Consider the following 26,627-nt stretch of genomic DNA (forward strand, 5'->3'; position numbering starts at 1 on the left):
TTGCAATCAACGGTGCGCCGCAGGCGGCGTGGTGGCGGAGGAGTGAGCGGTGGTATTGGCAAACTGCAGGCAGGCCAGCAGCACGTGACGCAGCACCGCGCGTAGTGCGACCGCATGCGCGGGGAGCCAGGGCGTGGGCCAGTTCTGCGGGGTGATGGTGTCCGGCTCACGCATATAGCCGCGGCACGCCAGCTCCATCTGCAGCGTATGCACGCCATGCCCGGGCTGCGCGTAATGGCGGGTGATCCAGCCGCCCTTGAAGCGCCCGTTGCGCACGGTGCTCGAGCCGCTGCTGCGGCACAGCTGCTCCACCGCATCGGCCAGGGCCGGATCGCAACTGCGGTCGTCGTTGCTGCCGATGTTGAACTGCGGCAGCTCGCCATCGAACAGATGCGGAATATGCGAGCGGATCGAATGCGCGTCGTAGACCACGATGCTGGCGTGCTGCGTGCGCAGGCGCGCGATCTCGGCAGCGAGCGCAGCGTGATAGGGGTCGAACCACTGCGTGCGGCGCCAGGCGATCTGCGCTTGGTCGGGTTCGGCGCCGTCGGCATACAGCGGCTGGTTGTCGAAGGTGGTCAGCGGACACAGGCCGGTGGTGTTCTGGCCCGGGTACAGGGACGCTCCGCTGGGATCGCGGTTGACGTCGATCACCGAGCGCGAGATCGCGGTGCGCACGGTGGTGGCGCCGAGCGATTGCGCGAAGTCGTACAGCTGATGCACCCACCAATCGGCATCGCGGCGTGCCAGCCAGGGCGAGACGAACTGGTCGACCATCTCCTCGGGCAGCTCGGTGCCGGTATGCGGGAAGCTGAGGATCAGCGGCGCATCGCCGCGGTGGATCTCGAGCCAGGGCAGGGCGCTCATCGCGGTGCGCCTTGTGCTGGTGAGATCGTCAAGGCGCGACGATGTCGCGCCTGCATCCGGTCGGCACACGGCGCGCAAGCGCGCAGCACGGCCTGACGCGCAAGCAGTCCGCGCGCGCGTATCGGCCGCAGTGCATGGTCGTCGCGCAGATGCGCGCTCGGCAGTGACGCGAGACCTTGCACGCGCGGACACCACGCTACCGAGCTCATTCCAGCGGCTGCGAGGTGGCGCGTCATGCGTGCTGCTCCACGCCTGGCAAGGCGATGGCAACCGCCTGCGCGAGCGCGCCCGAACGCACCAACGCACTGGCCGCCAGCATGTCGGGATGGAAATAGCGGTCGTCCTGCAGGGTCGGCACCTGCGCGCGCAGCAGGGCGCGCGCGGCTTCCAGCGCGGCGCTGGAGCGCAGCGGCGCATGGAAGTCGCAGCCTTGCACGGCCGCCAGCAATTCGATGCCGATCACGTGCGCGGCGTTCTCGGCCATCGCCAGCAGACGCCGCGCGCCATGCGCGGCCATCGACACATGATCTTCCTGATTGGCCGAGGTCGGGATCGAATCGACACTGGCCGGATACGCGCGCTGCTTGTTTTCCGACACCAGGGCCGCAGCGGTGACCTGCGGAATCATGAAGCCGGAATTCAGGCCCGGGCGCGGGGTGAGGAACGCCGGCAGGCCCGACAAGGCCGGGTCGACCAGCATCGCGGTGCGGCGTTCGCTGATCGAGCCGATTTCGCAGACCGCCATCGCCAGCATGTCGGCTGCGAAGGCCACCGGCTCGGCGTGGAAGTTGCCGCCGGACAACGCCTCGCCGGTATCGCTGAACACCAGCGGGTTATCCGAGACGCCATTGGCCTCGATCTCCAGCGTGCGTGCGGCCTGACGCATGATGTCCAGCGCCGCGCCCATCACCTGCGGCTGGCAGCGCAGGCAGTACGGATCCTGCACGCGCACATCGCCGAGCCGGTGCGATTCGCGGATGCTCGAATCGGCCATCAGCGCGCGCAGCGCGGCAGCGGTGGCGATCTGCCCCGGCTGGCCACGCAAGGCATGGATGCGCGCATCGAACGGCGTGTCCGAGCCCTTGGCCGCTTCCACCGACAGCGCGCCGGTGACCAACGCGGCCTGCAACACGGTTTCGATCTCGAACAGGCCGGCCAAGGCGCAGGCGGTGGAGAACTGGGTGCCGTTGAGCAGCGCCAGGCCTTCCTTGGCGCCCAGCACGCGCGGCTGCAGCTGCGCCTGCGCCAGCGCGTCGGCGGCAGGCAGGCGTTGCCCGCCGACGAAGGCTTCGCCGACGCCGATCATCACCGCGGCCAGGTGCGACAGCGGTGCCAGATCGCCGGAGGCACCGACCGAGCCCTGGCACGGCACCACCGGCGTGATGCCCAGGCGCAGCATCGCGTCCAGCAATGCCAGCGTCTGCGGCTGTACCCCGGAAGCACCCTGGGCCAGGCTGGTGAGCTTGAGCGCCATCATCAGCCGCACCACCGGCACCGGCGTGGGCTCGCCGACGCCGGCGGCGTGCGAGAGCACGATATTGCGCTGCAGGGTCTGCAGGTCCTCGCGTTCGATGCGCACGCTGGCCAGCTTGCCGAAGCCGGTATTGACGCCATACACCGGCTCGCCGCGCGCCACGATGGCCTCCACCGTCTGCGCACTGCGCAGCACCGCGGCCGCGCAGGCGTCGTCCAGCACGACGTCGGCGCCGCGATACAGCGCACGCCACTGCGCCAGCGTGACCTGGCCGGGCTGCAAGACAATAGAAGCACTCATGACGACTCCGGATTCAGCAGGAATGCCCGCGCCAGACGCGGGCATGAAGAGGGTTGAAGCCCATGCGGTAGACCAGGTCGGCCGGCGCATCGATGTCCCAGATCGCCAGGTCGCAGTGCAGACCGGCGCGCAGCCGGCCCAGTCGCTCGCCGCGCCCGAGTGCGCGTGCGGCTTCGCGGGTGAACCCGGCGATGCACTCGTCCACGGTCATGCGGAACAGCGTGGCGGCCATGTTCATCGCCAGCAGTGGGCTGGTCAGCGGCGAGGTGCCCGGGTTGCAGTCGGTGGCCAGGGCCAGCGGCACGCCGGCGGCGCGCAACGCCGCGATCGGCGGCAGCTGGGTGTCGCGGGTGAAATAGAACGCGCCCGGCAACAGCACCGCGACGGTGCCGGCGCCGGCCATTGCGACAATGCCGGCGTCATCCAGGTATTCGATGTGATCGGCCGACAACGCGCCATGGCGTGCGGCCAGTTGCGCGCCATGCTGATTGCTCAGTTGCTCGGCATGGATCTTGATGTCCAGGCCATGTGCCTGCGCGGCACGGAAGACCTGTTCGGCCTGCGCGGGCGAGAACGCCAGATGCTCGCAGAACACGTCCACCGCCTCGGCAAGCCCTTGCGCGGCGATCGCCGGAATCATCTGCGTGCAGACGGCGTCGATATAAGTTTGCGCATCGCCGCCCGGCGGCACCGCATGCGCACCGAGGAAGGTCGGAACCACTTCGACCTTGCGCAGTGCCGCGAGCTGGCGTGCCACGCGCAGCTGCTTGGTTTCGTCCTCCAGCGTCAGCCCGTAGCCGGATTTGATTTCCAGCGTGGTCACGCCTTCGGCGAGCATGGCGTCCAGGCGCGGCAGGCTGGCGGCCAGCAGCGCTGCGTCGTCGGCGGCGCGGGTGGCGCGCACCGTGGCCACGATGCCGCCGCCGGCTGCGGCAATCTCGGCATAACTGGCACCGCGCAGGCGTTGCTCGAATTCGTTGGCGCGATTGCCTGCATACACCAGATGGGTATGGCAATCGATCAGGCCGGGGCTGATCCAGCGGCGCCGGCAATCGTGCGCAATGTCCGGTGTCAGCGCGGGGGCCTGCGCGGCCGGGCCGGCATAGGTGATGCGGCCGTCCTGGCAGGCCAGAACGCCATCGTCCACGATGCCTAGGCCACCGTCTGCTGCGTCCAGGGTCATCAGCTGTGCGTTGTGCCAGAGGACGTCGCAATGCATGGCGCAGGCTCGTGGTGTCTGATATGTATATACAATAGAACCGGCAATCGAGGGTGTCCAGTGGCAGACCAACAGGTGCAGGCGTTGTGGGCGGCGCGGGCTCTCTTGCCCGATGGCTGGGCGGGCGACGTGCGGATCACGCTGGCGCAGGGGCGCATCGCCTCGGTGCAGCCGGGCGTCACGCCCGCTGCCGCCGACAGCCGGGTCGAGCTGCTGCTGCCCGGGCTGGGCAACCTGCATAGCCACGCATTCCAGCGCGGCATGGCCGGTCTGACCGAAGTGGGCGGGCGCAGCGGCGACAGTTTCTGGAGCTGGCGCGAGTTGATGTATCGCTTCGTCGACCGGCTGGACCCGGACAGCCTGCAGGCGATCGCCGAACAGGCCTATGTGGAAATGCTAGAAAGCGGCTTCACCCGCGTCGGCGAATTCCATTACCTGCACCACAGCCCCGGCGGCGCGGCGTATGCGCAGGCCGGCGAAATGTCCGGGCGCATCGCTGCTGCCGCCGCCAACACCGGCATCGGGCTGACGCTGTTGCCGGTGTTCTATGCGCATGCGGATTTCGGTGGCATCGCGCCCAGCACAGCGCAGCGTCGTTTGATCCACGACATCGACGGCTTCGCGCGGTTGCTGGACGACTGCAAGGGCAGCTTGAAACCATTGCCGGATGCCGTGCTCGGGCTGGCGCCACACAGTCTGCGCGCGGTCACGCCGGAGCAGTTGGCGGCGTTGGTGTCGCTCACCGATGGCCCGATCCACATCCATATCGCCGAGCAGCAGCGCGAGGTCCAGGCCTGCCTGGCCTGGTCGGGCCAGCGCCCGCTGCAGTGGCTGCTGGCCAACGCACCGGTGGATGCGCGCTGGTGCCTGGTGCATGCCACGCATGTGGACGCGAGCGAGCTGCAGGGCATCGTCGACAACGGCGCGGTGGTCGGGCTGTGCCCGATCACCGAGGCGAATCTGGGCGACGGCCTGTTCCCGATGCGGGCATTTGCCGCTGCGGGTGGGCGCTTTGGGGTGGGCTCGGATTCGAATGTGTTGATTGACGCGGCCGAAGAACTGCGCCTGCTCGAATACGGCCAGCGTCTGCAGCTGCAGGCGCGCAATGTGCTGGTGCAGGCGGGCGCCTCCAGCGGGCGTTGGTTGTTCGAGCAGGCGGGCGAGGGTGCGGCGCAGGCCCTGGGCATTGCGCGCAGCGGCATCCGGGTCGGCGCATCGGCCGATCTGCTCGAACTGGACCCGACCCATCCGGCGCTGCTGGCCCGCAACGACGACGCGCTGCTGGACAGTTGGCTGTTCGCCGCGCGCGGCGGTGCGGTGCGCACCGTCTGGCGCGCCGGGCAACCGGTGGTGCGCGACGGGCGCCATGTGGATCGCACGCGGATTGCCACGCGTTTTGCCGGGGTTCTGCGATCGCTGCTGAGCAGATGAGTGGATGCGCGCACAATGCGGGTCTGACCGGAGACCTGTTTTGACCGCCACCCCCACCGCCGCGCCCGGCACCCTGCATCAACGCATCCGGCAGGATCTGGAACGCCGCATCCACAGTGGCGACTGGCCGCCCGGTCACCGGGTGCCGCCCGAGCACGAGCTGATGGCGCAATACGGCTGTTCGCGCATGACCGTGAACAAGGTACTCGGCCTGCTTGCCGATGCCGGCATGATCGAACGCCGGCGCCGCACCGGCTCGTTCGTGGCGCGCCCGCATCCGCATCTGGAGCAGGTCGCGTTGTCGATCCCCGACATCGAAGTGGAGATGACCGCGCGCGGCCACGTCTACCGGTTCGCGCTGCTGTCACGCCGACTGCGCAGCCCGCGCCTGCGCGTGCCGCAGGAGCGTGCCCTGGGCAGCAGCGGCAAGGTGCTCGCGCTGGAAAGCGTGCACCTGGCAGACGGCCGCCCGTTCGCGCTGGAGCAGCGGGTGATCGACATCACCACCGTGCCCGAGGCATTGCTGCAGCCGTTCACCGACGTGGCGCCGGGCAGCTGGTTGTTGCGCAACGTGCCGTGGACGCGCGCCGAGCACCGCATCAGTGCCGTCAGTGCGGACGCCGCGCAAGCCGAACGCCTGCAGGTGGACGATGGCGCGGCCTGTCTGGTCATCGATCGCCACACCTGGCGCGGCGACCAGCCGGTCACCTACGTGCGGCAGTTGTTCCTGGGCGGATCCTACGACCTGGTGGCACGGTTCGCGCCGGGAATGCGCTGAGCCTCAAACCTCGCGCGCAGGCGCATGGGGCGATGCGTGAATCAGATCGTCGTGCACTGCCGCCAGCGCACCGCTTCGTCCACGCCGGGGCGCGGATTGAGTTGCACGCGCACAGTGCGCAGGTAGGGGTAGCGCTGCAGTTCGCGGCAGATCAACGGCCACGCCGCTGCATCGTCAACCGAGCGATCCACCGCCAGCGTTGCCTGGGTGATCCAGATGCCGCGCACCAGGCCGGGCGTCTGTGCCAGCGCCTTGGACACCTCGCGCTGATAGCCCTGCATGGTTGCCGCATCCGGTTCGGCATCGCCTGCCAGTGGCGTCGATGCAGGCGGCGCCGCTGATGGCGGCGCGGCCTGCGGCGAGCTTGTGCCCTGCGGTGGAGGTGTTGCGGCGACCGCTGCGGCAGCGCCTGGGACGGTCACCACCGCTGCCTGCTGCGCAGGCGCAGGTGGCTGCACCGGTTGCAAGGCCAGCACCGCGACCAGCGCCAGGGTCGCCAGCGCTGCACCGGCAATAAGGCTGTGACGGATCGCGCGACGGCGCGCCATGCCGACCACGCCGGTTTCCACATCGCCCGGCAGATACGGTTTGAGCAAGGGCCACAGGCGCACGCCATCCAGCACTTCGATGGACTGCTTCTCGGCGGCCGCCAGGCCTTCGCGTTCCATGCGGCCCTCGGTCACCATCACGCCGCCGCCCGCGCCGGCCAGCCGTGCCATCGCACCCAGCTCGTTCACCGCTGCCACGCCGATGCGGTAGCCGCGCCCGTGCTTGCAGGCCACCAGGCGCGTGCCTTGCTCGGTCTGCATCATGAAGTCGGCCGTCGGCAGGCCGTCCTGCGGCACCTGGGTGGGTTGCCAGCCGCGTTGCTCCTGCAGCACGCGCTGCACCACGGCGGAAAAGTCGCGCCAGTGCATCGCCGCCAACGCACGCACGCCCTCGCTGGTTTCGTTGGCACGGCGGCGCACCAGCCACACATACGCACACACTCCCAGCCAGAGCAGCAGGGAAGCCACAAGCGCCACAATCCAGGAAGGCATGAGCATCAAGCGAAGGTATGGAACGTATGACGAAGCGGTACGCCTAGAAGAATCTTTCGCCGCAGATTCGTCAATGGATCGCGAGCGGCGATACCACGCACCGTGATCCAGATAGCGAAAGACCCGCCAGTCCGAAGCCGTGAGGGGAGGGGAGCAAACGGACTTCGTATTACAGGACTGGCGGGTCCTTCCCGATTGTCTAAAAAATCATGCTGCTTTGCAACATCATCGAGCCGGCTTATTCACCATCGAATGCGGCATTGTTGGGACTGGAGCTGCCGCCGGCCGAGCCCGTGCCGGTGGTTTCGCTGCTGGCGGCCTGTGCGGCCTGATTGGCGGTGCGGTTGGCGCGCTTGGTCGCGGCAGTATTGGCGCGCACCTGGGCCTTGAGCGATTCCACCTCGCGACGCAGGTTTTCCAGTTCGTCCTGCTCGGGGATGTTGAGCGTGCGCAGCACGCCCTTGACGCGTTCGTCGAAGGCCTTGCCCAGCTTGTCCCAGCCGCGCACGGCAGTGTCGCGTGCCTGTTCGAACTGGGTTTCCACCTCTTCGCGCAGCTCATCGACGCTTTCGGCCGCCTTGCGCTGGCCGCTGCGCTCGTAGGCTGCGCCTTCGCGCACCAGTGAGTCGAACAACTTGCCACCCTCGCTCTGTACCCGTCCCAGCGCACCGAGCCCGGCCAGCCACACCGTCTGCGCAGATTCGCCGAGCCGGCGCGAAATCTGTTCTGCCTGCGCCTGGAAGCCGTGCGCGGCATCGTCGCGCTTGCCGTTCTGATCGTATCCGGTCGTCATGGAATGCTCCTGTGGGTTGCCAAAGTGACGTTGCCTTCACCCTAGTCCCGGCACTGCATCGAGCAGGTGAAGCACGTCCAGAGCATCCGCCTGCCACGGGCCGCGCGGGTGACTTGTCGCTGAAGCACCGGTGCGGTCAGGCTCTGGCCAGGCAATCAGGCCCGGACCAGCGACACGGCATGCTCAGGCGAGTTTTTCGGCCAGCAGGCGCCGGATCTCCGATTCCACCATCGGCTGCATCGCCGACAACAGGAAGCCGAGCTCGGCGGTGACATGTACCTGCTGCGGCAGCAGGGTGATTGCTCCATCCACGCCGGCCCGCGCGATGCGCAAGGTGTCGCCTTCCCAATGCGAGGCGACGCCATAGCGATCGGTCAACTTGCGCGCCGCCGCGTCGATCGCTGCGCGGGCCTGGGCCGGCGACAGGGCATGGTCGTGGCGGATATCGATGCTGGACATGGGTTCCATGGGGAAGACGAAAGAAGCGTGCATTGTGCGCATGCGCGGGCCAGGCTCCAAGTGCGGCGCGCGTGTGGCCAAGCAGCGACACACCTCGGTGCCGTACCTGCGTCGGCCGGACGCCGGTCACATTGTTGGCCGCGGCGCGGGGCAAACCTGCTAGGCTGCGGCGGGTGCGCGATCTGCAAGTTCATTTCACCCACCGGCAGCAGCCGGATCATTCCCTCAAGCCCGGCGTCCACCGGATCGTCCGCCATGCCTCCGGCAGTGTGCGGGTGGTTGCCGATGCGCAGGGGGCGTTGCTGTTGGCGCAGTTCTGCCTGGACCAGCGCGGGCTGTGGCTGCAGGTGGCCAACGGGATCCGCGGCATCCATGTCAACGGACGTCCGGTGCGGCGCATGGCGCTGTTGCGCCCCGGCGATGCGATCTACGCCGACGGCGTGGAGATGCTGCTGCGCAGTGCGCCGTCGAGCGCGCCGGCCAACGACGTTGCAGACGACGATGCCGGCCTGAGCGAGGTCTGCCTGCTGTTGCGCGGGCTGGGCGGCCGCCATCACGGGCGCAGCTTCACCCTGGACCGCTCACGCCTGGTCGGCAGCGACCCGGCGGCGGACATCGTCATCGACGACCCGGCCTTCGCCGCGCAGCACGCGCGCCTGGAACGCCATGGCGACCGCGTGCTGATCCGCGACCTGGGTTCGGAAGAAGGCAGCTGGATCAACGGCGTGCAGGTGCGCGACGGCTGGCTGCAGGCCGGCGACCAGGTGGTGTTCGATGCCCGCCATCGCTTTGTCGTGGAGGTGCCGCGCACCCATCACGGCACCACCTGGGACCTTCCGGAGTCGGAGCCGTTGCCGCCACCACGCGCGCCCGGCGAACCGGCGCGTGCGCCGGTCAAGGTGGCGCGCTGGCCGTGGTTGCTGCTCAGCGCAGTGTTGCTGGCGGCGGCGTTGAGCGCCTTGCTGTGGTTCGGCGCGCGCTGAGTTTCTTCCAGATCCGCCAGCTCAACAGCACCGCCAGAATGCCGGCATATAGCGCCGGTTCGCGGATGTCGGATTTCACCAGCCACCAGAAATGCAGTACCGCCAGCAAGCCGATCGGGTAGATCAGCATGTGCAGGCGGCCCCAGTTGCGCTTGAGCCGCCGCATCCAGCCCTGGGTGGAGGTGATCGCCAGCGGCACCAGCAGCAGCCATGCCGCAAAGCCGACCGTGATGTAGGGGCGCTTGAGGATCTCCTCGAAGATCTGCGTCCAGAAGCCGCGCAGATCCAGGCTCAGGTAGGCCGCCAGATGCACGCTGGCGTAGAAGAATGCGTACAGCCCGAGCATGCGCCGGAATCGGATCAGCGTCGCCTGGCCGGTGAGCTGGCGCAGCGGCGTGATCGCCAGGGTGATCAACAGGAAGCGCAGCGCCCACAGCCCGGTGCGGTGCTCGATTTCGGCCACCGGATCGGCGCCCAGCGCATCGCTGCCGGTTTGCCATACCTGCCAGAACTGCCAGCCGAGCAAGGCGATCGGGGTCAGCGCGGCGACATGCACCAGGGTCTTGGCGGCGATCAGGGATGCGGAGGTCTTGGCCATGCGATCTCGAAGAAGGGAGCGATGCCGCGCGGGCATCAACATGCATCGTAGGAGCGCACCCGGGCGCGACTGGCATTCCTGGTAACGCCCGTCGCGCCCGGGTGCGCTCCTACGCGGGGGACATCACTGCCTAGAACCACTTCTTCAGGTCCATCCCCGCGTACAGCGAGGCGACCTGGTCCGCGTAGCCGTTGAACGGCTTGGTCGCGATGCGCTCGGCGAACAACTTGCTCGCGGTGCCGGCGATCCGGCGCTCGGTCTTCTGGCTCCAGCGTGGGTGATCCACCGCCGGATTGACGTTGGAAAAGAAGCCGTATTCGGACGGCTGCAGATCGTGCCACGCGGTCTCGGGCATCTTCTCGACAAAGCGGATTTCCACGATCGACTTGATGCTCTTGAAGCCGTACTTCCACGGCACCACCAGCCGCAGCGGCGCGCCGTTCTGCTGCGGCAGCGGCTTGCCATACAGGCCGGTGGCCAGCAGGGTCAGTGGATGCATCGCTTCGTCGATGCGCAGGCCCTCGCGGTACGGCCAGTTGATCGAGCGGTAGCGCACGCCCGGCATCTGCTGCGGATCCGCCAGTGTGGTGAATGCCACGTACTTGGCCTTGGAGGTCGGTGCGAAGCGCTTGAGCACCTCACCCAGCGGCACGCCCGTCCACGGGATCACCATCGACCAGCCTTCCACGCAGCGCAGCCGGTAGATGCGTTCCTCCGCGCTGATGCCCTTGAGCAACTCGTCCAGCGACAGGCTGCCGGGCTTTTCGCATTCGCCGCTGACCTTCACCGACCACGGCGACAGCTTCAGGGTCTTGGCGGCCTTGGACGGGTCGGTCTTGTCGGTGCCGAACTCGTAGAAGTTGTTGTAGCTGGTGACGTCTTCCAGCCGGGTCAGTTCCTCGGCGGTACGGAAGCCGCTGCGCGCCTGCGCCGGGGTCACCACGGTCTTGGGCGGAGGCGGCGGATCGGCCTCGGCGCAGCCGGCCACGCCCAGCGCCGGGGTCAGCGCAAACAGCTGCAGCAGCCGGCGTCGGTCGCGGTAGACGGCCTCATCGGTGATCTCGCTGGACGGCGTCTTCAAGACATCGCGAAGGGACATGGCTCGCTCCTGACAGTGGCTGCTGATGAGAATACCGGACCATGGTGATGACGCTGCCGATGGCCTACGCACAAACCATACGTCGCCATGGGTGAGAAGGATGCACATGCAACTTTTCTGCAACGCTGCCAAGGCCGGTGCGCTGCGGCATACTAGAAGGCTAGCTCGACAAGGTGTGCCATGACACGCGCGTTCAATTTCAGTGCCGGCCCTGCGACATTGCCGGAATCGGTCCTGCGCCAGGCGCAGGAAGAGATGGTCGAGTGGAACGGCGTCGGCGCCTCGATCGTGGAAATCAGCCACCGCAGCGCCGATTTCATGGCCGTGGCGGCCGCGGCCGAAGCCGATCTGCGCACCCTGTTGTCGATTCCGGACGATTACGCGGTGCTGTTCACTGCCGGTGGCGCCACCACCATCCAGGCGCTGCTGCCGCTGAATTTCGCCGCACCCGGCCAGGCCGCCGACTACGTGATCACCGGCCACTGGGGCAAGACCGCGATCAAGCAGGCGGCCACCTATGTGGATGCGCGCATTGCCGCCGACGGCCAGGCGGGCGGCTTCACCGACATTCCGCCAGTGGCCAGCTGGACCTTGTCGCCGCACTCGGCCTACGTGCACATCACCGCCAACGAAACCATCCACGGCGTCGAGTTCCGCGACACGCCGGCGGTGGGTACCCTGCCGCTGTTTGCCGATTTCAGTTCGTCGATCGCCTCCGAGCAGCTGGATGTCTCGCGCTACGGGCTGATCTATGCCGGCGCGCAGAAGAATCTGGGCCCGGTCGGCATCTCGGTACTGATCGTGCGGCGCGAGTTGCTCGAACGCGCCGGCCAGCCGCGTGCGGACATCTTCAACTACGCCTCGCATGCCGCCCGCGATTCGATGCTCAACACGCCACCGACCTGGAACTGGTATCTGCTCGGACTCACCGTGAAGTGGATGCTGGAGCAGGGCGGGGTGGACGAATTCGCCCGCCGCAACGCCGAGAAGGCAGCGTTGGTGTATGGCGCGATCGATGGTTCCGGCGGGTTCTATCGCAACCTGGTCAAGCCGGCGGTGCGTTCGCGCATGAACATCCCGTTCTTTCTGGCCGACGAGCAGCTGGATGCGTTGTTCGTCAGCGAATCCAAGGCAGCCGGTCTGCTGGCGCTGAAGGGGCACAAGGCGGTCGGCGGCATTCGCGCCTCGCTCTACAACGCGATGCCGGTGGCGGGCGCGCAGGCGCTGGCGAGCTTCATGCACGACTTCCAGCAGCGTCACGGCTGAGTCTTTCATTCGACCGCGGCGCATGCCGCGCAGGCGCATGCGCCGCAATTTCAAGGAATGCCGAGCGATGGCTCCCAAGTCCAGCAAGCCCAGTGCCGCCACCGGCGGCAAGACCAAACCGGCAGGCAAGTCCGCCGCCAAGTCCGCGGCCAACGCCTCAGACAAGCGCGCGACCAAGCCGGCCACCGCTGCGCCGGTGCTGGCCGATGTGCGCGCCAAGATCGACGAGATCGACCGCACCATCCAGGCGTTGATCGCCGAACGCGCCAACTTCGCCCATCAGGTCGGCAAGGCCAAGGGCAAGCTCGCCGCGGCGGTGGATTACTACCGGCCCGAGCGCGAGGCGCAGGTGCTGCGCATGGTGGTGGACCGCAACGAAGGCCCGCTCAGCGATGAAGTGCTGGTGCACGTGTACCGCGAAATCATGTCCGCGTGCCTGGCCCAGCAGGAGCCGTTGAAGATCGGCTATCTCGGCCCGGAAGGCACCTTCAGCCAGCAGGCGGTGCTCAAGCACTTCGGCCGTTCGGCAGTTGGCCTGCCGATGGCAACCATCGAGGAAGTATTCCAGGAAGTGGAAGCCGGCAATGCCGATTTCGGCGTGGTGCCGGTGGAAAATTCCGGCCAGGGCACCATCCAGGTCACCCTGGACATGTTCCTGACCTCCAACCTGAAAATCTGCGGCGAAGTCGAGTTGCGCGTGCACCAGTACCTGCTCTCGCGCAACGGCCGGCTGGAAGACATCGAGCGCATCTACGCGCATTCGCAGTCGTTTGCGCAGACCGCCGGTTGGCTGCGTTCGCACCTGCCCAAGGTCGAGAAGATCGCCGTCTCCAGCAATGCCGAAGGCGCACGCCGCGCCCGCAATGCCGAGGACGCCGCGGCGATCGGCGGCGAGAGCGCCGCGCATGTGTATGGCTTGAAGAAAGTCATCATGAAGTCGATCGAAGACGACGACGACAACACCACGCGTTTTCTGGTGATCGGCCGGCAGATCTTCCCCACCTCCGGGCATGACCGCACCTCGGTGCTGGTGTTCATCCACGACAAGCCAGGTGCGTTGTTCGACGTGCTCAGCCCGTTCGCGCGGCATGGCATCAGCATGAACCGCATCGAGTCGCGTCCCTCGCACCAGGCCAAGTGGGAATACGGCTTCTTCATCGACCTGGCCGGCCACGTGGAAGACGAGGCGATGAAGCAGGCGCTGGCCGAACTGGAAGCGCACTCGGCGCAGATCAAGGTGCTGGGCTCGTACCCGGTCGCCATTCCCTGAGCGCCGGGCGTCACGCCAGCGCCGTCCTGACGGGCGCGCCGTCACCGGCCGAGGTGACGGCAGCGCCACGACACTTTTCAACGCGCATCGCCGCACAGGGCGATGCCGCAGCAATCGGATCACACGCATGAGCAGCAGCACGCACCACTGGATCGCCCGGCAGGGCAGCGCATTGCAGGGCAGCCTGGCCATTCCCGGCGACAAGTCGGTCTCGCATCGCGCGGTGATGTTCGCCGCGCTGGCCGATGGCGTCTCGCAGATCGACGGCTTTCTCGAAGGCGAAGACACGCGCTCTACCGCGGCCATTTTCGCCCAGCTCGGTGTGCGCATCGACACGCCGTCGGCATCGCAGCGCATCGTGCACGGCGTCGGCGTGGATGGCCTGCAGCCGCCCAGCCAGGCGCTGGACTGTGGCAACGCCGGCACCGGCATGCGTCTGCTTGCCGGCCTGCTGGCCGCGCAGCGTTTCGATAGCGAGTTGGTCGGCGATGCGTCGCTGTCCAAGCGCCCGATGCGGCGCGTGACCGGCCCGCTGGCACAGATGGGCGCGCGCATCGACACCGAGGACGACGGCACCCCGCCGCTGCGTGTGCACGGCGGCCAGGCCTTGCATGGCATCGACTTCGTCTCGCCGGTGGCCAGTGCGCAGGTCAAATCCGCGGTGTTGCTGGCAGGCCTGTATGCGCAGGGAGAGACGTCGGTCAGCGAGCCGCATCCCACCCGCGATTACACCGAGCGCATGTTGTCCGCGTTTGGCGTTGAGATCGATTTCTCGCCCGGCAAGGCGCGGTTGCGCGGTGGTCAGCGTCTGCGCGCCACCGATATCGCGGTGCCTGCCGATTTCTCGTCGGCGGCGTTCTTCATCGTGGCAGCCAGCATCATTCCCGGTTCGGACGTGCTGCTGCGTGCGGTGGGCCTGAATCCACGTCGCACCGGGTTGCTGGCGGCACTGCGGCTGATGGGCGCGAATATCGCCGAAGAACGTCATGCCGAACATGGCGGCGAGCCGGTGGCCGATCTGCGCGTGCGCTATGCACCGCTGCAGGGCGCGCAGATTCCTGAAGCGCTGGTGCCGGACATGATCGACGAATTCCCGGCGCTGTTTGTGGCCGCCGCTGCCGCAACCGGGCAGACGGTGGTCACCGGCGCTGCCGAACTGCGGGTCAAGGAGTCCGACCGCCTTGCAGCCATGGCCACCGGGCTGCGCGCGCTGGGCGTGCGTGTGGACGAAACCCCGGATGGCGCCACCATTCACGGCGGCAGCATCGGCAGCGGCGTGATCGAAAGCCACGGCGACCACCGCATCGCGATGGCGTTTGCCATTGCCGGGCAGCTGTCCACCGGCAGCGTGCGGGTCAATGACGTGGCCAATGTCGCAACCTCGTTCCCGGGCTTCGACAGCCTGGCGCGGGGCGCCGGTTTCGGGCTTGAAACGGCCTGAGTAGTGAAACGGCTTCAGTAGGAAAGGCGGGCAGTTGTCTTGCTGGTTGAGGACTGCTCTTCGGATGAGGAGCGGTCGACCAAAGGCGTCGTAACGCCTGTCAGTCAACGCTTGGATACCGTATTACAGCCAGCACGGCGCCACTGCGATCCGACTTGGTTGATGATCCCGCTCAGTGCTCGGCCGTGAACTCCACCGGCACCTGCACGCTGCTGACGACGGCGTGGCCATCGCGGGTGGCTGGCTCGAAACGCCACTGACGCAAGCTGTCCATCACCGCTGCATCCAGGCGCGGGTCATTGCTGCCGCTGCGATCGACGATGCTCACATCGCTCACCCGGCCTTGCACGTCCAGCTGCAGTCGCGCGGTGCGGCTGCCTGCGATCCCGGCCTGCGCAATGTCCGACGGGTAGCGCGGCACCGCATTGCCCGGCAGCGGAATCGCTTCTTGGGTGCTGATCGCCGCGCGCGCGGGTTGGTGCGCGATCATGGTCATCGCACGCGGACCCTCCGAGGTTGGCAGGATCTGGCGACTGGCCGCAGGCGCGGGGCGCGTGTCGGTCGCAAACGATTCGTCGCTATGGCGGGCCCACCACCAGGTCGGCACCACCACCAGCAACGCCAGCAGGGTCGCCCACAGCCATGGCGAGGCGCCGTCGGCCGTGTCGTCGCCCACGCGGTCTTGCGCATGCACGGGGCGCTGCGGCAGTGCCTGGGTAGGGTGTGACGAAGGATTGGAGATGAAGGACATGGCCGGCCTCCTGGCGCATCTTTGGGATGACGTGGCCAGTCTGGTCGGCCTTGCCTGAGGGCCAGCTAAGGCAGGGCGCTCAGGAAGGTTTAAACGGCGGCAGACATTCAGCTTGGTCAAGCCGAGTCGGGGTCTGGTTCGCCCCGCCTTGTCCGGTTAACGCGCAGTGGTGTTCGTCGATTGCGGCAGTCTGGCCGCCGTCGTGTGCGGTGCGCACGACGCGGCGTATCGGCGGGGCTTACTGCGCCGGCTTGAACTCGAACGGGATATCCAGACTGCCGGCAATCGGCTGGCCGTTGCGCTGCGCCGGATGGAAGCGCCAGTGACGCACCGCTTCCATCGCGGCGCGGTCCAGATCGCGCGAGCCGCTGCGTTGCACCAGCGTCACCCCGCCCGGATTGCCCGCCGCGTCCACGTCCACCCGCACCACCACATCGCCGGCATCGCCGCGACGCAGGGCAGCCGCGGGGTAGCGCGGCGGCGGCATCTGGCCCTGCATCGGCACCGGGCGATCTCCGCCTGCAGCCGCCGCGGTGTTTGCCGGTGCTGCGCCCGGCGCGCCGGGAACCGCGTCCTCCGGCAAGGGCGTCGGCGCGGGCGGGGCTGGCGGTGCGGTTTCCACCAGTGTCGGGGTTTCTTCCGGTGGTTTGGCCTGTGGCATGTCGCTGGCGCCGTCCTGGGCCGGCAGCGGCGCGGGCAGCGGCTGGATGTTGTCGTCGGCCTGCGCACCCGCAGCCGGTTGCGCCGGCGAGGCCTTGTAGAAGTCGTCCTTGCGGCCGGTGGCCCACACCAGCAGGAACAGCAGCAGGCCGGCAACGAAGGCGATACCGGCAATTTTCAGGGTGTGGCGGGGCAGTCGCAGGACAATCTGCCGATCGGACGCAGGGCGGGGCGCGGGCATAGGGCTCACCTGAAGGATCGAGCCAATTCTGGCATAGCGGCGGTGAATCGATCGCAGCAGGTGGCGGAACAGGCGATAATCTCGCGCTTCCTACCGACACACAGACTCCCGATGCTAGATCCGGCCCTGCTTCGCCAACATCCCGCCGACCTTGCCGAGCGCCTGCGCAGCACGCGCAGTTTCTCCCTGGACACCGCGGAACTGGAGTCGCTGGAAAGCGAGCGCAAGCGCATCCAGGTGCGCACGCAGGAGCTGCAGAGTCAGCGCAACTCCAAGTCCAAGGCGATCGGGCAGGCCAAGGCCAAGGGCGAGGATGTCACTGCGCTGATGGCCGAAGTGGCCGGTTTCGGCGATGAGCTCAAGGCCTCCGAAGACGCGTTGGAGGTGATTCGCGCCAAGCTGGAGACCATCGCGCTGGGCCTGCCCAATCTGCCGGCCGACGACGTGCCGCAGGGCAAGGACGAGGGCGAGAATGTCGAGCAGTCGCGCTGGGGCACGCCGCGCCAGTTCGACTTCCCGGTCAAAGACCATGTGGAACTCGGTGCACCGCACGGCTGGTTGGACGGCGAGACTGCCGCCAAGCTGTCGGGTGCGCGTTTCACTGTGCTGCGCGGGCCGGTCGCGCGGCTGCACCGCGCGCTGGCGCAATTCATGCTCGACCTGCATGTCGGCGAGCATGGCTATGAAGAAACCAACGTGCCGCTGCTGGTCAATGCCGAGTCGATGCGCGGCACCGGGCAACTGCCCAAATTCGAGGACGACCTGTTTCAGACCGAAGTGGGCGAGTCGCGCCGCTATCTGATCCCCACCTCGGAAGTGCCGCTGACCAATATCGTGCGCGACGAAATCGTCGATGCCGAGCGTCTGCCATTGCGCATGACCGCGCACTCGATGTGCTTCCGTGCCGAAGCCGGCAGCGGCGGCCGCGACACGCGCGGCATGATCCGCCAGCACCAGTTCGAAAAAGTCGAACTGGTCACCGCCTGCGCGCCGGAACACAGCGATGCCGAGCATCAGCGCATGACCCGCTGCGCCGAAGTGGTGCTGGAAAAACTCGGCCTGCCGTATCGCAAGGTGCTGCTGTGCACCGGCGACATGGGCTTCTCGGCGATCAAGACCTACGATCTGGAGGTGTGGCTGCCGTCGCAGGACACCTATCGCGAGATTTCGTCGTGCTCGAACTGCGGCGATTTCCAGGCGCGGCGCATGCAGGCGCGCTGGCGCAACCCAGCCAGCGGCAAGCCGGAGCTGCTGCACACGCTCAACGGCTCCGGCACCGCCGTGGGCCGCGCGATGATCGCGGTGATGGAGAACTACCAGAACGCCGACGGCTCGATCGATGTGCCCGAGGTGCTGCGTCCGTATATGGGTGGGCTCGAGCGGATCGGATAAGAGCGGCCGAGGCACCCGCTGCGCGGTGTGCAGACGGGCGCGGCCGATGCCTGGAATGGGCGTGCATCTTCATGCTCGATGTCGGGCGGGCAGGCAGCCTCGACTGGCAACTGCCAGCTCCGGCTCGCTCGTCAGCCTTGTTGAGCGTGTTACTCGCGCGGCCGCTCAGCTACCCAAGTTGCGGTGGCGTAGCTGTTAGACATATTGATCAGGAACGGGGCCATCATTGGCCCCGTTTGCATTTTCATGGTGCACGGCCTGTTGCGGCGCCTGGAAGACCCCGGCGGATCTAGCGAGCGCTACCTGCCGACATCTGTGCCGGGTGCTGGGCGTTGCCTTGGTAAAAAGAGGAAGCTCCGTGCGCAAGAGTTCGATGGTCTGGCTGCAAGGAACTACATTTCTGATGTATCAGGTCGTTGCTCTGCTGGAATAAAGGTGATTAAATGTCACTTATCGTTCTATCCATGGATGCCTGCGCCATGCACGACCTGAATGACCTGTACTACTTCGCGATGGTGGTGGACCACGGCGGCTTTGCCGCGGCCGAGCGTGCGCTCGGGATCCCCAAGTCGCGCCTGAGCCGCCGTATCAGCCAGCTCGAAACGGATCTTGGCGTGCGCCTGCTGCAGCGCTCCACGCGCCGCTTTGCGGTCACTGACGTCGGCACCAGCGTGCATCGGCACGCGCAGACCATGCTGGCCGAAGCCCAGGCCGCGCGCGAGGTGGTGGATCGTCTCAGTGCCGAGCCGCGCGGTCTTGTACGTGTGAGCGTTCCGGTCTCGCTGGCGCAGATCCAGCTGCCCAAGCTGTTGCCGGAATTCCTGGCCAAGTACCCCAAGGTGCGGCTGCAGCTCAACATCAGCAATCGCCGCGTCGACGTCATCAACGAGGGCTACGACATCGCGCTGCGCGTGCGATCGCGCCTGGACGACGACGGCAGCCTGGTGATGCGCAGCTTTGGCCAGGTGCAGGAGTTGCTGGTGGCCAGCCCCAAATACCTGGACCGCGCCGGGCGTCCGAAGGACCCGAGCGAGCTGGCCAACCACACCACCATGAGCACCAGCGAAGACGAAGCGCACCAGCGCTGGGAACTGCACGGCCCCAATGGCGAGATGCGCCGCGTGGACCTGCAGCCGCGTCTGGCCGGCTTCGATTTCCCGCTGCTGCAGTCGATGGCGCGCGATGGCTTCGGCATCACCATGCTGCCGGAAACCGTGTGCGCCCAGGCAGTGCGCAGCGGCGAACTGGAAGTGGTGCTGCCGCACTGGTCGCTGCCGCAAGGCATCTGCCACGCGGTGTTCGCCTCGCGCCGCGGGCTGCTGCCGGCGGTGCGGGTGTTCATCGACTTCCTGGCCGAGCACCTGCCGCAGGAAATCGAACGTTCGCGCCTGGATTGCGGCGGCAACTGCGCCGAGCTGGCCGAAAAGCTCAAGCGTGCGGCCGCGACCGCACCGCGCCTGGCCGTGGCAGAAGCCGGCTGAGCGCTTTGCCTGTTCGTGGCTGAAGCCGGCCAAGCGCTGCGCCTGGTCGTCGAGGTCCTGGTTGTCGACGTCGGCACATCAGCGCTGCGCCGCCTGGCAGGGCCGCGTCGTCGGGAACGCTGCGTACCTGGCAAGCGGAACCCCTTTGCAAAGCCTGGCAGCTCGGCAAGACGCAGCGCTTAGCAAAGCGCGTCCGGGCATGCGAGAATGCGCGCCCGGGAGCAATCCCGGGTCGATGGCAGCGCGCAATGCGGCGTCCATCGACAGGCGTCACCCGCATCGCGCGTGGCGCAAGTGTGATCACCCGGCGCCTTCGGCGGTCACGCAAAGCAGCATCGGAGAGATGGCCGAGCGGTTTAAGGCACCGGTCTTGAAAACCGGCGAAGGGTCAAACCTTCCGTGGGTTCGAATCCCACTCTCTCCGCCATACGTCGCTGGAGCACTAAGGCGCCCGATTTTTTCAAGACCCGCCGATTCGTCCCATCGCCTGTCCCATACTTGGCGCCGCGGTCCGTTCGTTCATCGCGGTTACTGAGTGGTCGAGCCGTGGACAGCCGGAGGGTTTCTTCATGGCACTGCGGTGTGTTGATGCCTGCTCGCGTGTGTTGGGGCTTGAAGTGTGTGTCATCCGATCGCCGGGCGGCGATCAGCGACGTTCATGCCAATCGTATTAATCAGGCGCGGGGCAGCCGCCAACCGATGCGGCCAACGCGTGTGCAAATCTCTGCCGTCTGTCTCGGCGCAGCAGCTGATTTATGGCCATCATCTGCTCGCCGTCCCCGCGATCGCTGCGGCCGTTGCTGGGTAGCGCCGGGACGGCCTTTCCACTCGGTCAAATTCGCCATGGGGACTTCCAATGTCTGCTCGACATCATCGTCTGCGTCGCATCTTTCGCATGATTTCGGCGCTCGCGCTTTGCCTGGTGCTGCCTGCAGCACCGGCTGCTGCGGCTGACAGCATTCCGCCCGGGGATTGGCGCGGAATCCTGTCCACCCGCGGCGGCACCGGGCCGGTTTATGTCGTTCTGAGAGCGCGTGCAGCAGGAGCCGATGGCATGCAGGGTGCGGACCTGCGATTCGGGCCCCCGTTCAATTGCGCACTGGAGCTGCGTGCGCAAGCAGACGATTACGCGCTGCAGTCGCGCAATGGTGGCAAGTTCTGTGATGCGCTCTCCGGCGGGCGTGCCCAGCTCCAGGCAGCGGATGGGATGGCATCAGGCATTCAGCTCACGCTGCTGGGTCGCGAGGCGCCGCTTGTCATTGCCCTGGACCAGAAGGCCGATGCAGCGTTGACCGAAGCAGGGCGCTGGCGCTCAAACGGCCTGACGTCGGCGCAGCTGGATCTGGTGGCGACGGCGGTCCGGCCGGGTGATGTGGTCGGTCGCCTGCGCTATGGCGCTCCTCGGGACTGCCAAGTGGAATTGCGCTATGCCGGGCATGAGGCAGGTGCTTTGACTGCCTGGATCGGTGCCAACGATAGAGGCTACTGCCGGGGGCTCAGCGACAGCCAAGCCAGGATGCAGATGCGTCCGGATGGCAGCGCCGTGCTTTCGCTGCTCTTGCATGGTCAACGCGATATGGTGTCGTTTGAGCGAGTGCCCTGACCTCGGTGCCGGTGCAGGTGCAGGTGCAGGCTGCCAGTGCGACAACACCGCCGTCTTTCAAACGGTGATTACTGTGTGTTGGTGTGCTGATGGGAGTTAAGCCTTGCGGCAGCGAACGAGGAAAAACATCAGGGGCGTGGCCTGGCTATAAATTGTTCATGAAATGAGCAAGATCAGCCGCCTGCGAGGACTGCCGCGGGTTTCTCCAACGAAGCGGCAGCTTCGACCAGAAAAGCGAAAGGAATGCCGGGCGTAGGCTGCATCGCCCGTCTATTAGCCATTGCCATTGCAACGGCAGGCCAGAGTAGGCGTGCGGCCCTCGACAAGTGGCTGCCTACGGCTTCGACGGAGCGTAAACAGCGGGTGTAGCACATTGGCCTGACCAGCCATAAAGCCAGGAACCTCATGAACGCGCCCGTCGAATATCGCCCCGATCTGGAAACGCCCAGCGTCAGCGAGCAGGAAACCATTCGTTCCCTGGAAGCGCTGTTCGTCGACATGGCAACGACGGTGGCGGAAAAGGAAGGGCATGCGCACCGCGCAGTCCATGCGAAAGGGCAGGGCCTGTTCACCGCCAGGCTCAGCGTATTCAACGATCTGCCCGAAGAGCTGCGACAAGGCCTGTTCGCAGGGCCTGGGCAATACGATGCTTACATCCGCCTGTCATCGCCACCTGCAGAACAACTGAGCGATGCTGTGTCGACTCCGCGTGCCCTGGCCTTGAAGGTGTTGGGCGTCAGCGGCGAGCGCGTCGAGGGCGGAGACGAGAAGCACAGCCAGGATTTCTTGATGGTCAATGGCCCTTCCTTCACCACCCCCGGTCCCGACGGGTTCTTGCGTAACTTCCGCGTGCTGGCGACGACCACGGAAAAGGCGCCGGGCGCCAAGGCGGCACTTTCGAAAGTGCTTCGGGGTGTCGAGCACACGCTTGAAAAGATCGGCGGGGGAAGCGGCAGCGTCAAGCAGATGGGCGGACAGCCGCAGGTTCATCCGCTGGGCGAGACGTTTTTCTCGCAGGTGCCGTATCTCTACGGGCGTTACATCGCCAAGTTCTCGCTGGCGCCGGTGTCCAGCAATCTCGTTGAACTCGATGGGCAGGAAGTTGGCGACTCCCCGGATGCGCAGCGCGAGGCCGTCCATCACGCCATCAGCACCCTGGACAGCCCGGCCGAGTGGGAGCTGCGCGTGCAGCTGTGCCGGGACGTGGAAAAGATGCCGGTCGAGGATGCGTCGATAGAGTGGTCGCAATCCATCAGCCCCTTTGTGGCAGTCGCGCGCGTGGTGGTCGAGCGCCAGGCCGGTTGGGACGGAGAGAACTCGCAGCAGCTGGAAGACCGTATCGCCTTCTCGCCGTGGCATGCCTTGGCCGCGCACCGGCCGCTGGGCGCCATCAACCGGGCGCGCCGTATCGTGATGGCAGCCTCGCGCCGATTCCGCTCCGAGTTCAATCGCTGCCCGATCCATGAGCCGACTGGCGTCTAGCCGTCCTCGCTGCTTGCCTTGTGTCATGCAGTCTCTCTGCATCCGCGGGCCGGAGTGCTCCGGATCGCAGCTGCCAGGCAAAGATTTTGAGAAGTCGTTGAGCGACTGCGGCGACCGGCTTGGCATGACAGGGTGACCGCCGCCGCGCTTGGCAAGGAGGAGCAGACAGCGGGCTCGATCCATCAAGGCTGCTGCTCTTGCTTAGCTGAATGCTCGACTCGCCCAGAGTGGTGGATAGGGAAAGGACTATCAAGAACGGCCGATCGCTGCCGCTAGGGACGCATCCCCAACGCAAGCAGCAGAGGCCGCTATGTTTTTCTCCGACAGCCACAAGGTGGACGCACTGACCAAAGCGGTTGATGCCACGTTGAAAGGTGGCAGTGCGCAGTGGCCCAACAACGGATCGGCTCTGCTGCTCAAGAAGATGGCTGAGCGTTTGTATGCGGCCCAGCAGGAGCGTGACCTGGCTAAGGCCGAGGCGGAAGACGCGACCACCGCGTTGCGCCATCTGGAGGGCCGTTTCGATCTGGTCGCCAGTGGTACGACCGACGGGCTCTGGGATATTGGTGTCATTGCCGGGGATCCCGACCACCCCGACAGCCCGGTGTGGTGGTCGCCGCAGATGCGCCGGCTACTGGGCTTTGCCTCTGAACAGGACTTTCCCAATGTTCTGGACAGCTGGGTCGCATGCCTGCACCCGGATGACAAGCAGCCGACGCTAGATGCCTTTGCGGCGCACCTCGCCGATCGCAGCGGTCGAACCCCTTACGACGTGGAAAACCGCCTGCGTCTGAAGTCCGGAGAATATCGCTGGTTCCGCGCATTTGGCACTACCGAGCGCGATGCACAGGGCTTGCCACTCCGGGTGGCGGGTTCGCTCACCGACATCACCGAGCGTCGCGAGCGGGAGCAGTTCCTCGACATCACGCTGACGCGCTTCGAGCTCGGCTCACAGATGCTCAGCGACGGCTTATGGGACATGAGCGTGATCGCGGGTGACCCGATCAATCCGAACAACGAGTTCTGGTGGTCGCAGCAGTTCCGCCATCTGCTCGGCTTCGAGTCCGAGCAGGACTTCCCCAACGTGCTCGATAGCTGGGCGTCACGGCTGCACCCGGAAGATAAGGAGCGTTCTCTGAACGCGTTCGCGGCGCATTTGAACGACCGCAGTGGCCGCACCAACTTCGATATCGAGTATCGCCTGCAGCTCAAGAACGGCCAGTACCGCTGGTTCCGCGCACGCGGCCTGACCAAGCGCGCTGCCGATGGCACGCCGTTGCGCGCGGTTGGAGCATTGATGGACGTGGAAGCCGGGCGTCAGCTGGGCGAGGTGGCAAATACGCTCAGTAGTGCGGCAGGCGACATCGTGCGCAGCAACGATGACCTGTCGCGGCGCACGGAGCAGCAGGCGGCGGCGCTCGAGGAGACTGCAAGCTCCATGGAGGAGATGACCAGCATCGTTCGCAAGAACGCCGAAGGTGCGCGTCAGGCCAATTCACTGGCGAGCAAGGCCGCGGAGACCGCGTTGCATGGCGGTGAGCTGGTCAATGGTGTCGTCAGCACCATGGCGGCAATCCAGGCGTCGTCGCGGAAGATCGGCGAAATCATCACCGTCATCGATGGCATCGCGTTCCAGACCAATATCCTTGCCTTGAACGCGGCCGTGGAAGCGGCGCGGGCTGGCGAGCAGGGACGTGGCTTTGCGGTCGTCGCGTCCGAGGTACGCAGCCTCGCGCAGCGCTGCACCATGGCGGCCAAGGAGATCCGCGACCTGATCGCCGACTCGGGTGCGAAGGTGGGGCAGGGCGCGGAGCAGGTCAACGTGGCGGGCAAGGCCATGGAAGAACTGCTTTCCTCGGTGCGGCAGGTCAACGGCATCATGAGCGGCATTGCCGCGGCCAGTCATGAGCAGAGCGCTGGCATCGAGCAGATCAACCAAACCATCTCGCAGATGGATGCAGCGACCCAGCAAAATTCCGCTCTTGTTGACACCATGGCATCATCGGCCCGCGCACTTGAGGATCAGGCGACTGCGTTGGTGGAGAGTGTTGCCAACAGCTCACGCAGCGCCTCCGGCAAGACGAAGCTCGCATTGGCTGCATAACGCGTGTAGCCAGTGCCGCCCTGTGACCCGGTAATGCCGGGAAGCAGGGCGGTGCACTGGAAACCAGAATGCGTTCAATGGCTTTTCTACGCCTGGCCTGAAAAGGCGCCCGGTCTAGGCCGATCGCCTGAAATGTTTCATCGAGCAGATGCGGTGTCGATGCGTGCGCCGGTCGCGAATGAGGCTCTCTGGATTTTTCCGTCGACCACCTCGTAGATGCATAGCATCTCAACAAGGCCGATCCCGTCAGGAAAGTTGCGGGTGATGCGCTCCGCGTCGGCGACGATGTTGCCGACGACGGTCCGCGACAACAGCTGCGCATGCAGGTCCGGCTCCTGAAAGCGGGCCAGAAACCGCTCGCGAAGCATGGCATGCCCCTGGACCAGCTGTGGTCCGTGCAAGGTGTAATGCTCGGCATCGTCAGCATAGGTGGCCAGCAACGCGTCGATATCCTTGGCGTTGTAGGCATCCAGCTGCGCTTGAACGATCGAGAGCACGCTATCGGTGGTCATGTCTGGACAATCTGCTCATGCAGCGGAGGACAAGGCGCTATCGTCCAGCATCCGTGGATGACGTGACAAGGATTTGTTGGCAGTGAGGCACACCGAAGCAAGCGGGGTCCTGGTAGGTACTTGCTAGTACCAACCCAGATACAGCGTCGCAATGCCCCAGGTATCGATCAAGCCATGCGCCAGGATCATCGCCCAGAGGTTGCGTCGTGATCGCAGATAGACATAGCCGAACAACGCGCCGACAAGCCCGGTCAGCAGCACCCCCGAGATGCCTTGGGTCAGGTGCATCGCGCCAAACAGGGCTCCCCCTGCCACTGCCGCCATCACGCGTCCGCCACGATGGCGGCCCAGCAGGTGATCGAGGTGGTGCATCAGGAACGCACGGAAGACCAGTTCCTCGCCAAGCGCCGCGCTGAGCCAGGCGCCGCCTGCCAGGTGGGCGGCCGCGTTGACGTTGCCAAGCAGTGCGCCGTAGCCGCTGTAGTCGGCCTTGGTCCCGGTCAGCGCATCGATCAGCGGTTGCACGAACGGATTGATGACGCCGATGACCAGCGCGAGCAGCAGCAGCGTCCAGCCGAGCAAGGCGCGAGACGACTGAGGCTTTAATCCGCAGGCACTCAGCGAGCGCGTTTCCAGCCAGACCAAGGCAATCCCTAAAATGCCGACAAGCGGCATCCGCCAGGGAAACTGCACCCAGCGGTAGTGCGCCAGTGCGAGGATGACAGCGATCGCTGCGATGCGTGCCAGAGGATGTCCCAGTACAGGAATGCCCGGGCGGGGATGTGCGCTTGAGGAGCCTTGTTGAAACATGCTGGACGAAGGATCGAGTAGGTGCTCGAACGGTAACCACGAGAGTGACAAGCGTCCTGTGCCAGAGGGCATGGATTAGTGACTACGAAGAGGGATGGAGGCATGCGCTGTTTCAGGCGCTCGACCGTGATCCGCACATTGAAGTGGGGCCGGCCGATGTCGCCGTGTGCGGTGAAGACGCTGCTGGCAGCGGCTGATTTCAATATTCATCACTGATGGTTTGCATTGAGTTCAAGCAAGGTCTGCATCAGCCCAGTTTTTCAGTTGGCAGCTGCTCCACGCTCTCATTTCATTTTCTGGTAGTGGCTGGGGATTCGTTTCAGGTTGGACTGCACATCGCTCCGAAGTGACGATGTCCTTGGTGCCTTCGCCATCCGGCTTGAGTTGCCTGATCACAGCTTGAGCATTGATTGCCGGGCTCAACGTCAGCTGGCATCGATCATCGACCAACCAGCGTGGTTTCGTCCTGGCATGCATCTCTTCAAGCTATGGTTCTACGTTGCAGAAACTAGGTTAGCTAGTGGTAACCGCTGACGTCTGTCATGCAGTGCTCTGCTTGAACTCGGCATCACC

Annotated in this window: 23 protein-coding genes and 1 tRNA gene; 12 read left to right on the forward strand and 12 right to left on the reverse strand. The window is 66.0% G+C overall.

Annotated features, from left to right (window positions below):
- Window positions 1–6: 6 nt before the first annotated feature.
- The 3 genes from hutG to hutI all read right to left on the reverse strand — a co-directional run bounded on the left by hutG (window position 7) and on the right by hutI (window position 3,860).
- Window positions 7–867, reverse strand: coding sequence for an N-formylglutamate deformylase (hutG, locus tag ABQ039_RS07915; protein WP_054592817.1), 861 nt, complete (start codon window positions 865–867; stop codon window positions 7–9).
- A 232-nt stretch (window positions 868–1,099) separates the two neighbouring features.
- Complete coding sequence (hutH, locus tag ABQ039_RS07920; RefSeq protein ID WP_047124979.1) at window positions 1,100–2,641, reverse strand: histidine ammonia-lyase; 1,542 nt, start codon at window positions 2,639–2,641, stop codon at window positions 1,100–1,102.
- A 13-nt stretch (window positions 2,642–2,654) separates the two neighbouring features.
- On the reverse strand, window positions 2,655–3,860 hold the full coding sequence (hutI, locus tag ABQ039_RS07925; RefSeq protein WP_349777899.1) for an imidazolonepropionase: 1,206 nt from the start codon (window positions 3,858–3,860) through the stop codon (window positions 2,655–2,657).
- A gap of 60 nt (window positions 3,861–3,920) precedes the next feature.
- On the opposite strand from hutI, the gene ABQ039_RS07930 reads away from it, so the two are divergent.
- Complete coding sequence (locus ABQ039_RS07930) at window positions 3,921–5,291, forward strand: formimidoylglutamate deiminase (RefSeq protein ID WP_349777898.1); 1,371 nt, start codon at window positions 3,921–3,923, stop codon at window positions 5,289–5,291.
- A 4-nt stretch (window positions 5,292–5,295) separates the two neighbouring features.
- Entirely contained in the window at window positions 5,296–6,069 is a 774-nt protein-coding gene (gene hutC, locus ABQ039_RS07935; protein ID WP_180708309.1) for a histidine utilization repressor, read from the forward strand.
- A 41-nt stretch (window positions 6,070–6,110) separates the two neighbouring features.
- On the opposite strand, the gene ABQ039_RS07940 is transcribed toward hutC, so the two are convergent.
- The 3 genes from ABQ039_RS07940 to ABQ039_RS07950 all read right to left on the reverse strand — a co-directional run bounded on the left by ABQ039_RS07940 (window position 6,111) and on the right by ABQ039_RS07950 (window position 8,361).
- Window positions 6,111–7,115 (reverse strand): restriction endonuclease, encoded by a 1,005-nt coding sequence (locus tag ABQ039_RS07940; RefSeq protein WP_349777897.1) that lies wholly within the window; start codon window positions 7,113–7,115, stop codon window positions 6,111–6,113.
- Between the two features lie 232 nt (window positions 7,116–7,347).
- Complete coding sequence (locus ABQ039_RS07945) at window positions 7,348–7,902, reverse strand: phasin family protein (RefSeq protein WP_349777896.1); 555 nt, start codon at window positions 7,900–7,902, stop codon at window positions 7,348–7,350.
- 183 nt (window positions 7,903–8,085) lie between these two features.
- On the reverse strand, window positions 8,086–8,361 hold the full coding sequence (locus ABQ039_RS07950; protein ID WP_026064847.1) for a polyhydroxyalkanoic acid system family protein: 276 nt from the start codon (window positions 8,359–8,361) through the stop codon (window positions 8,086–8,088).
- 173 nt (window positions 8,362–8,534) lie between these two features.
- Between ABQ039_RS07950 and ABQ039_RS07955 the strand changes: the two genes are divergently transcribed.
- Complete coding sequence (locus ABQ039_RS07955) at window positions 8,535–9,344, forward strand: FHA domain-containing protein (protein ID WP_065032371.1); 810 nt, start codon at window positions 8,535–8,537, stop codon at window positions 9,342–9,344.
- Here the strand turns inward: ABQ039_RS07955 and msrQ are convergent.
- Together msrQ and msrP are read right to left on the reverse strand one after the other, a co-directional pair.
- Complete coding sequence (gene msrQ / locus ABQ039_RS07960) at window positions 9,286–9,942, reverse strand: protein-methionine-sulfoxide reductase heme-binding subunit MsrQ (protein ID WP_349777895.1); 657 nt, start codon at window positions 9,940–9,942, stop codon at window positions 9,286–9,288. The two genes, ABQ039_RS07955 and msrQ, sit on opposite strands and share 59 nt — an antisense overlap.
- A gap of 130 nt (window positions 9,943–10,072) precedes the next feature.
- Window positions 10,073–11,041, reverse strand: coding sequence for a protein-methionine-sulfoxide reductase catalytic subunit MsrP (gene msrP / locus ABQ039_RS07965; protein WP_024940184.1), 969 nt, complete (start codon window positions 11,039–11,041; stop codon window positions 10,073–10,075).
- Between the two features lie 180 nt (window positions 11,042–11,221).
- On the opposite strand from msrP, the gene serC reads away from it, so the two are divergent.
- The 3 genes from serC to aroA all read left to right on the forward strand — a co-directional run bounded on the left by serC (window position 11,222) and on the right by aroA (window position 15,018).
- Window positions 11,222–12,307 carry a phosphoserine transaminase gene (serC, locus tag ABQ039_RS07970; RefSeq protein ID WP_184380115.1) on the forward strand — a complete coding sequence of 362 codons (1,086 nt, stop codon included), beginning with the start codon at window positions 11,222–11,224 and terminating at the stop codon, window positions 12,305–12,307.
- A gap of 67 nt (window positions 12,308–12,374) precedes the next feature.
- On the forward strand, window positions 12,375–13,577 hold the full coding sequence (gene pheA / locus ABQ039_RS07975) for a prephenate dehydratase (RefSeq protein ID WP_054592844.1): 1,203 nt from the start codon (window positions 12,375–12,377) through the stop codon (window positions 13,575–13,577).
- 127 nt (window positions 13,578–13,704) lie between these two features.
- Window positions 13,705–15,018 carry a 3-phosphoshikimate 1-carboxyvinyltransferase gene (gene aroA / locus ABQ039_RS07980; protein WP_179464895.1) on the forward strand — a complete coding sequence of 438 codons (1,314 nt, stop codon included), beginning with the start codon at window positions 13,705–13,707 and terminating at the stop codon, window positions 15,016–15,018.
- A 172-nt stretch (window positions 15,019–15,190) separates the two neighbouring features.
- On the opposite strand, the gene ABQ039_RS07985 is transcribed toward aroA, so the two are convergent.
- Together ABQ039_RS07985 and ABQ039_RS07990 are read right to left on the reverse strand one after the other, a co-directional pair.
- On the reverse strand, window positions 15,191–15,658 hold the full coding sequence (locus ABQ039_RS07985; RefSeq protein ID WP_167709878.1) for an energy transducer TonB: 468 nt from the start codon (window positions 15,656–15,658) through the stop codon (window positions 15,191–15,193).
- A 349-nt stretch (window positions 15,659–16,007) separates the two neighbouring features.
- On the reverse strand, window positions 16,008–16,670 hold the full coding sequence (locus tag ABQ039_RS07990) for an energy transducer TonB (RefSeq protein ID WP_161961181.1): 663 nt from the start codon (window positions 16,668–16,670) through the stop codon (window positions 16,008–16,010).
- Window positions 16,671–16,781: 111 nt separating this feature from the next.
- Between ABQ039_RS07990 and serS the strand changes: the two genes are divergently transcribed.
- The 6 genes from serS (at window position 16,782) to ABQ039_RS08020 (ending at window position 24,732) form a co-directional block, all read left to right on the forward strand.
- On the forward strand, window positions 16,782–18,062 hold the full coding sequence (serS, locus tag ABQ039_RS07995) for a serine--tRNA ligase (RefSeq protein WP_349777894.1): 1,281 nt from the start codon (window positions 16,782–16,784) through the stop codon (window positions 18,060–18,062).
- Between the two features lie 464 nt (window positions 18,063–18,526).
- A complete protein-coding gene (locus tag ABQ039_RS08000; protein WP_016903391.1) occupies window positions 18,527–19,543 on the forward strand; it encodes a LysR family transcriptional regulator in 1,017 nt (338 codons plus the stop codon).
- Window positions 19,544–19,880: 337 nt separating this feature from the next.
- Window positions 19,881–19,970: transfer RNA gene (locus tag ABQ039_RS08005), tRNA-Ser, on the forward strand.
- 429 nt (window positions 19,971–20,399) lie between these two features.
- Window positions 20,400–21,146, forward strand: coding sequence for a hypothetical protein (locus ABQ039_RS08010; RefSeq protein WP_184517070.1), 747 nt, complete (start codon window positions 20,400–20,402; stop codon window positions 21,144–21,146).
- A 405-nt stretch (window positions 21,147–21,551) separates the two neighbouring features.
- Window positions 21,552–22,628, forward strand: a complete 1,077-nt coding sequence (locus ABQ039_RS08015) for a catalase family protein (protein WP_184517074.1) — start codon at window positions 21,552–21,554, stop codon at window positions 22,626–22,628.
- Window positions 22,629–22,938: 310 nt separating this feature from the next.
- The gene (locus ABQ039_RS08020) at window positions 22,939–24,732 is read left to right on the forward strand and encodes a methyl-accepting chemotaxis protein (protein WP_349777893.1); all 1,794 of its coding nucleotides are present in this window, start codon (window positions 22,939–22,941) and stop codon (window positions 24,730–24,732) included.
- Between the two features lie 137 nt (window positions 24,733–24,869).
- Here the strand turns inward: ABQ039_RS08020 and ABQ039_RS08025 are convergent, their stop codons facing one another.
- Together ABQ039_RS08025 and ABQ039_RS08030 are read right to left on the reverse strand one after the other, a co-directional pair.
- Complete coding sequence (locus ABQ039_RS08025; RefSeq protein WP_184517080.1) at window positions 24,870–25,244, reverse strand: nuclear transport factor 2 family protein; 375 nt, start codon at window positions 25,242–25,244, stop codon at window positions 24,870–24,872.
- Between the two features lie 123 nt (window positions 25,245–25,367).
- Complete coding sequence (locus tag ABQ039_RS08030) at window positions 25,368–25,919, reverse strand: CPBP family intramembrane glutamic endopeptidase (protein ID WP_039522717.1); 552 nt, start codon at window positions 25,917–25,919, stop codon at window positions 25,368–25,370.
- Window positions 25,920–26,627: the final 708 nt, after the last annotated feature.

Source organism: Xanthomonas sp. WHRI 6108, assembly GCF_040202385.2.
Taxonomy (GTDB): domain Bacteria; phylum Pseudomonadota; class Gammaproteobacteria; order Xanthomonadales; family Xanthomonadaceae; genus Xanthomonas; species Xanthomonas arboricola.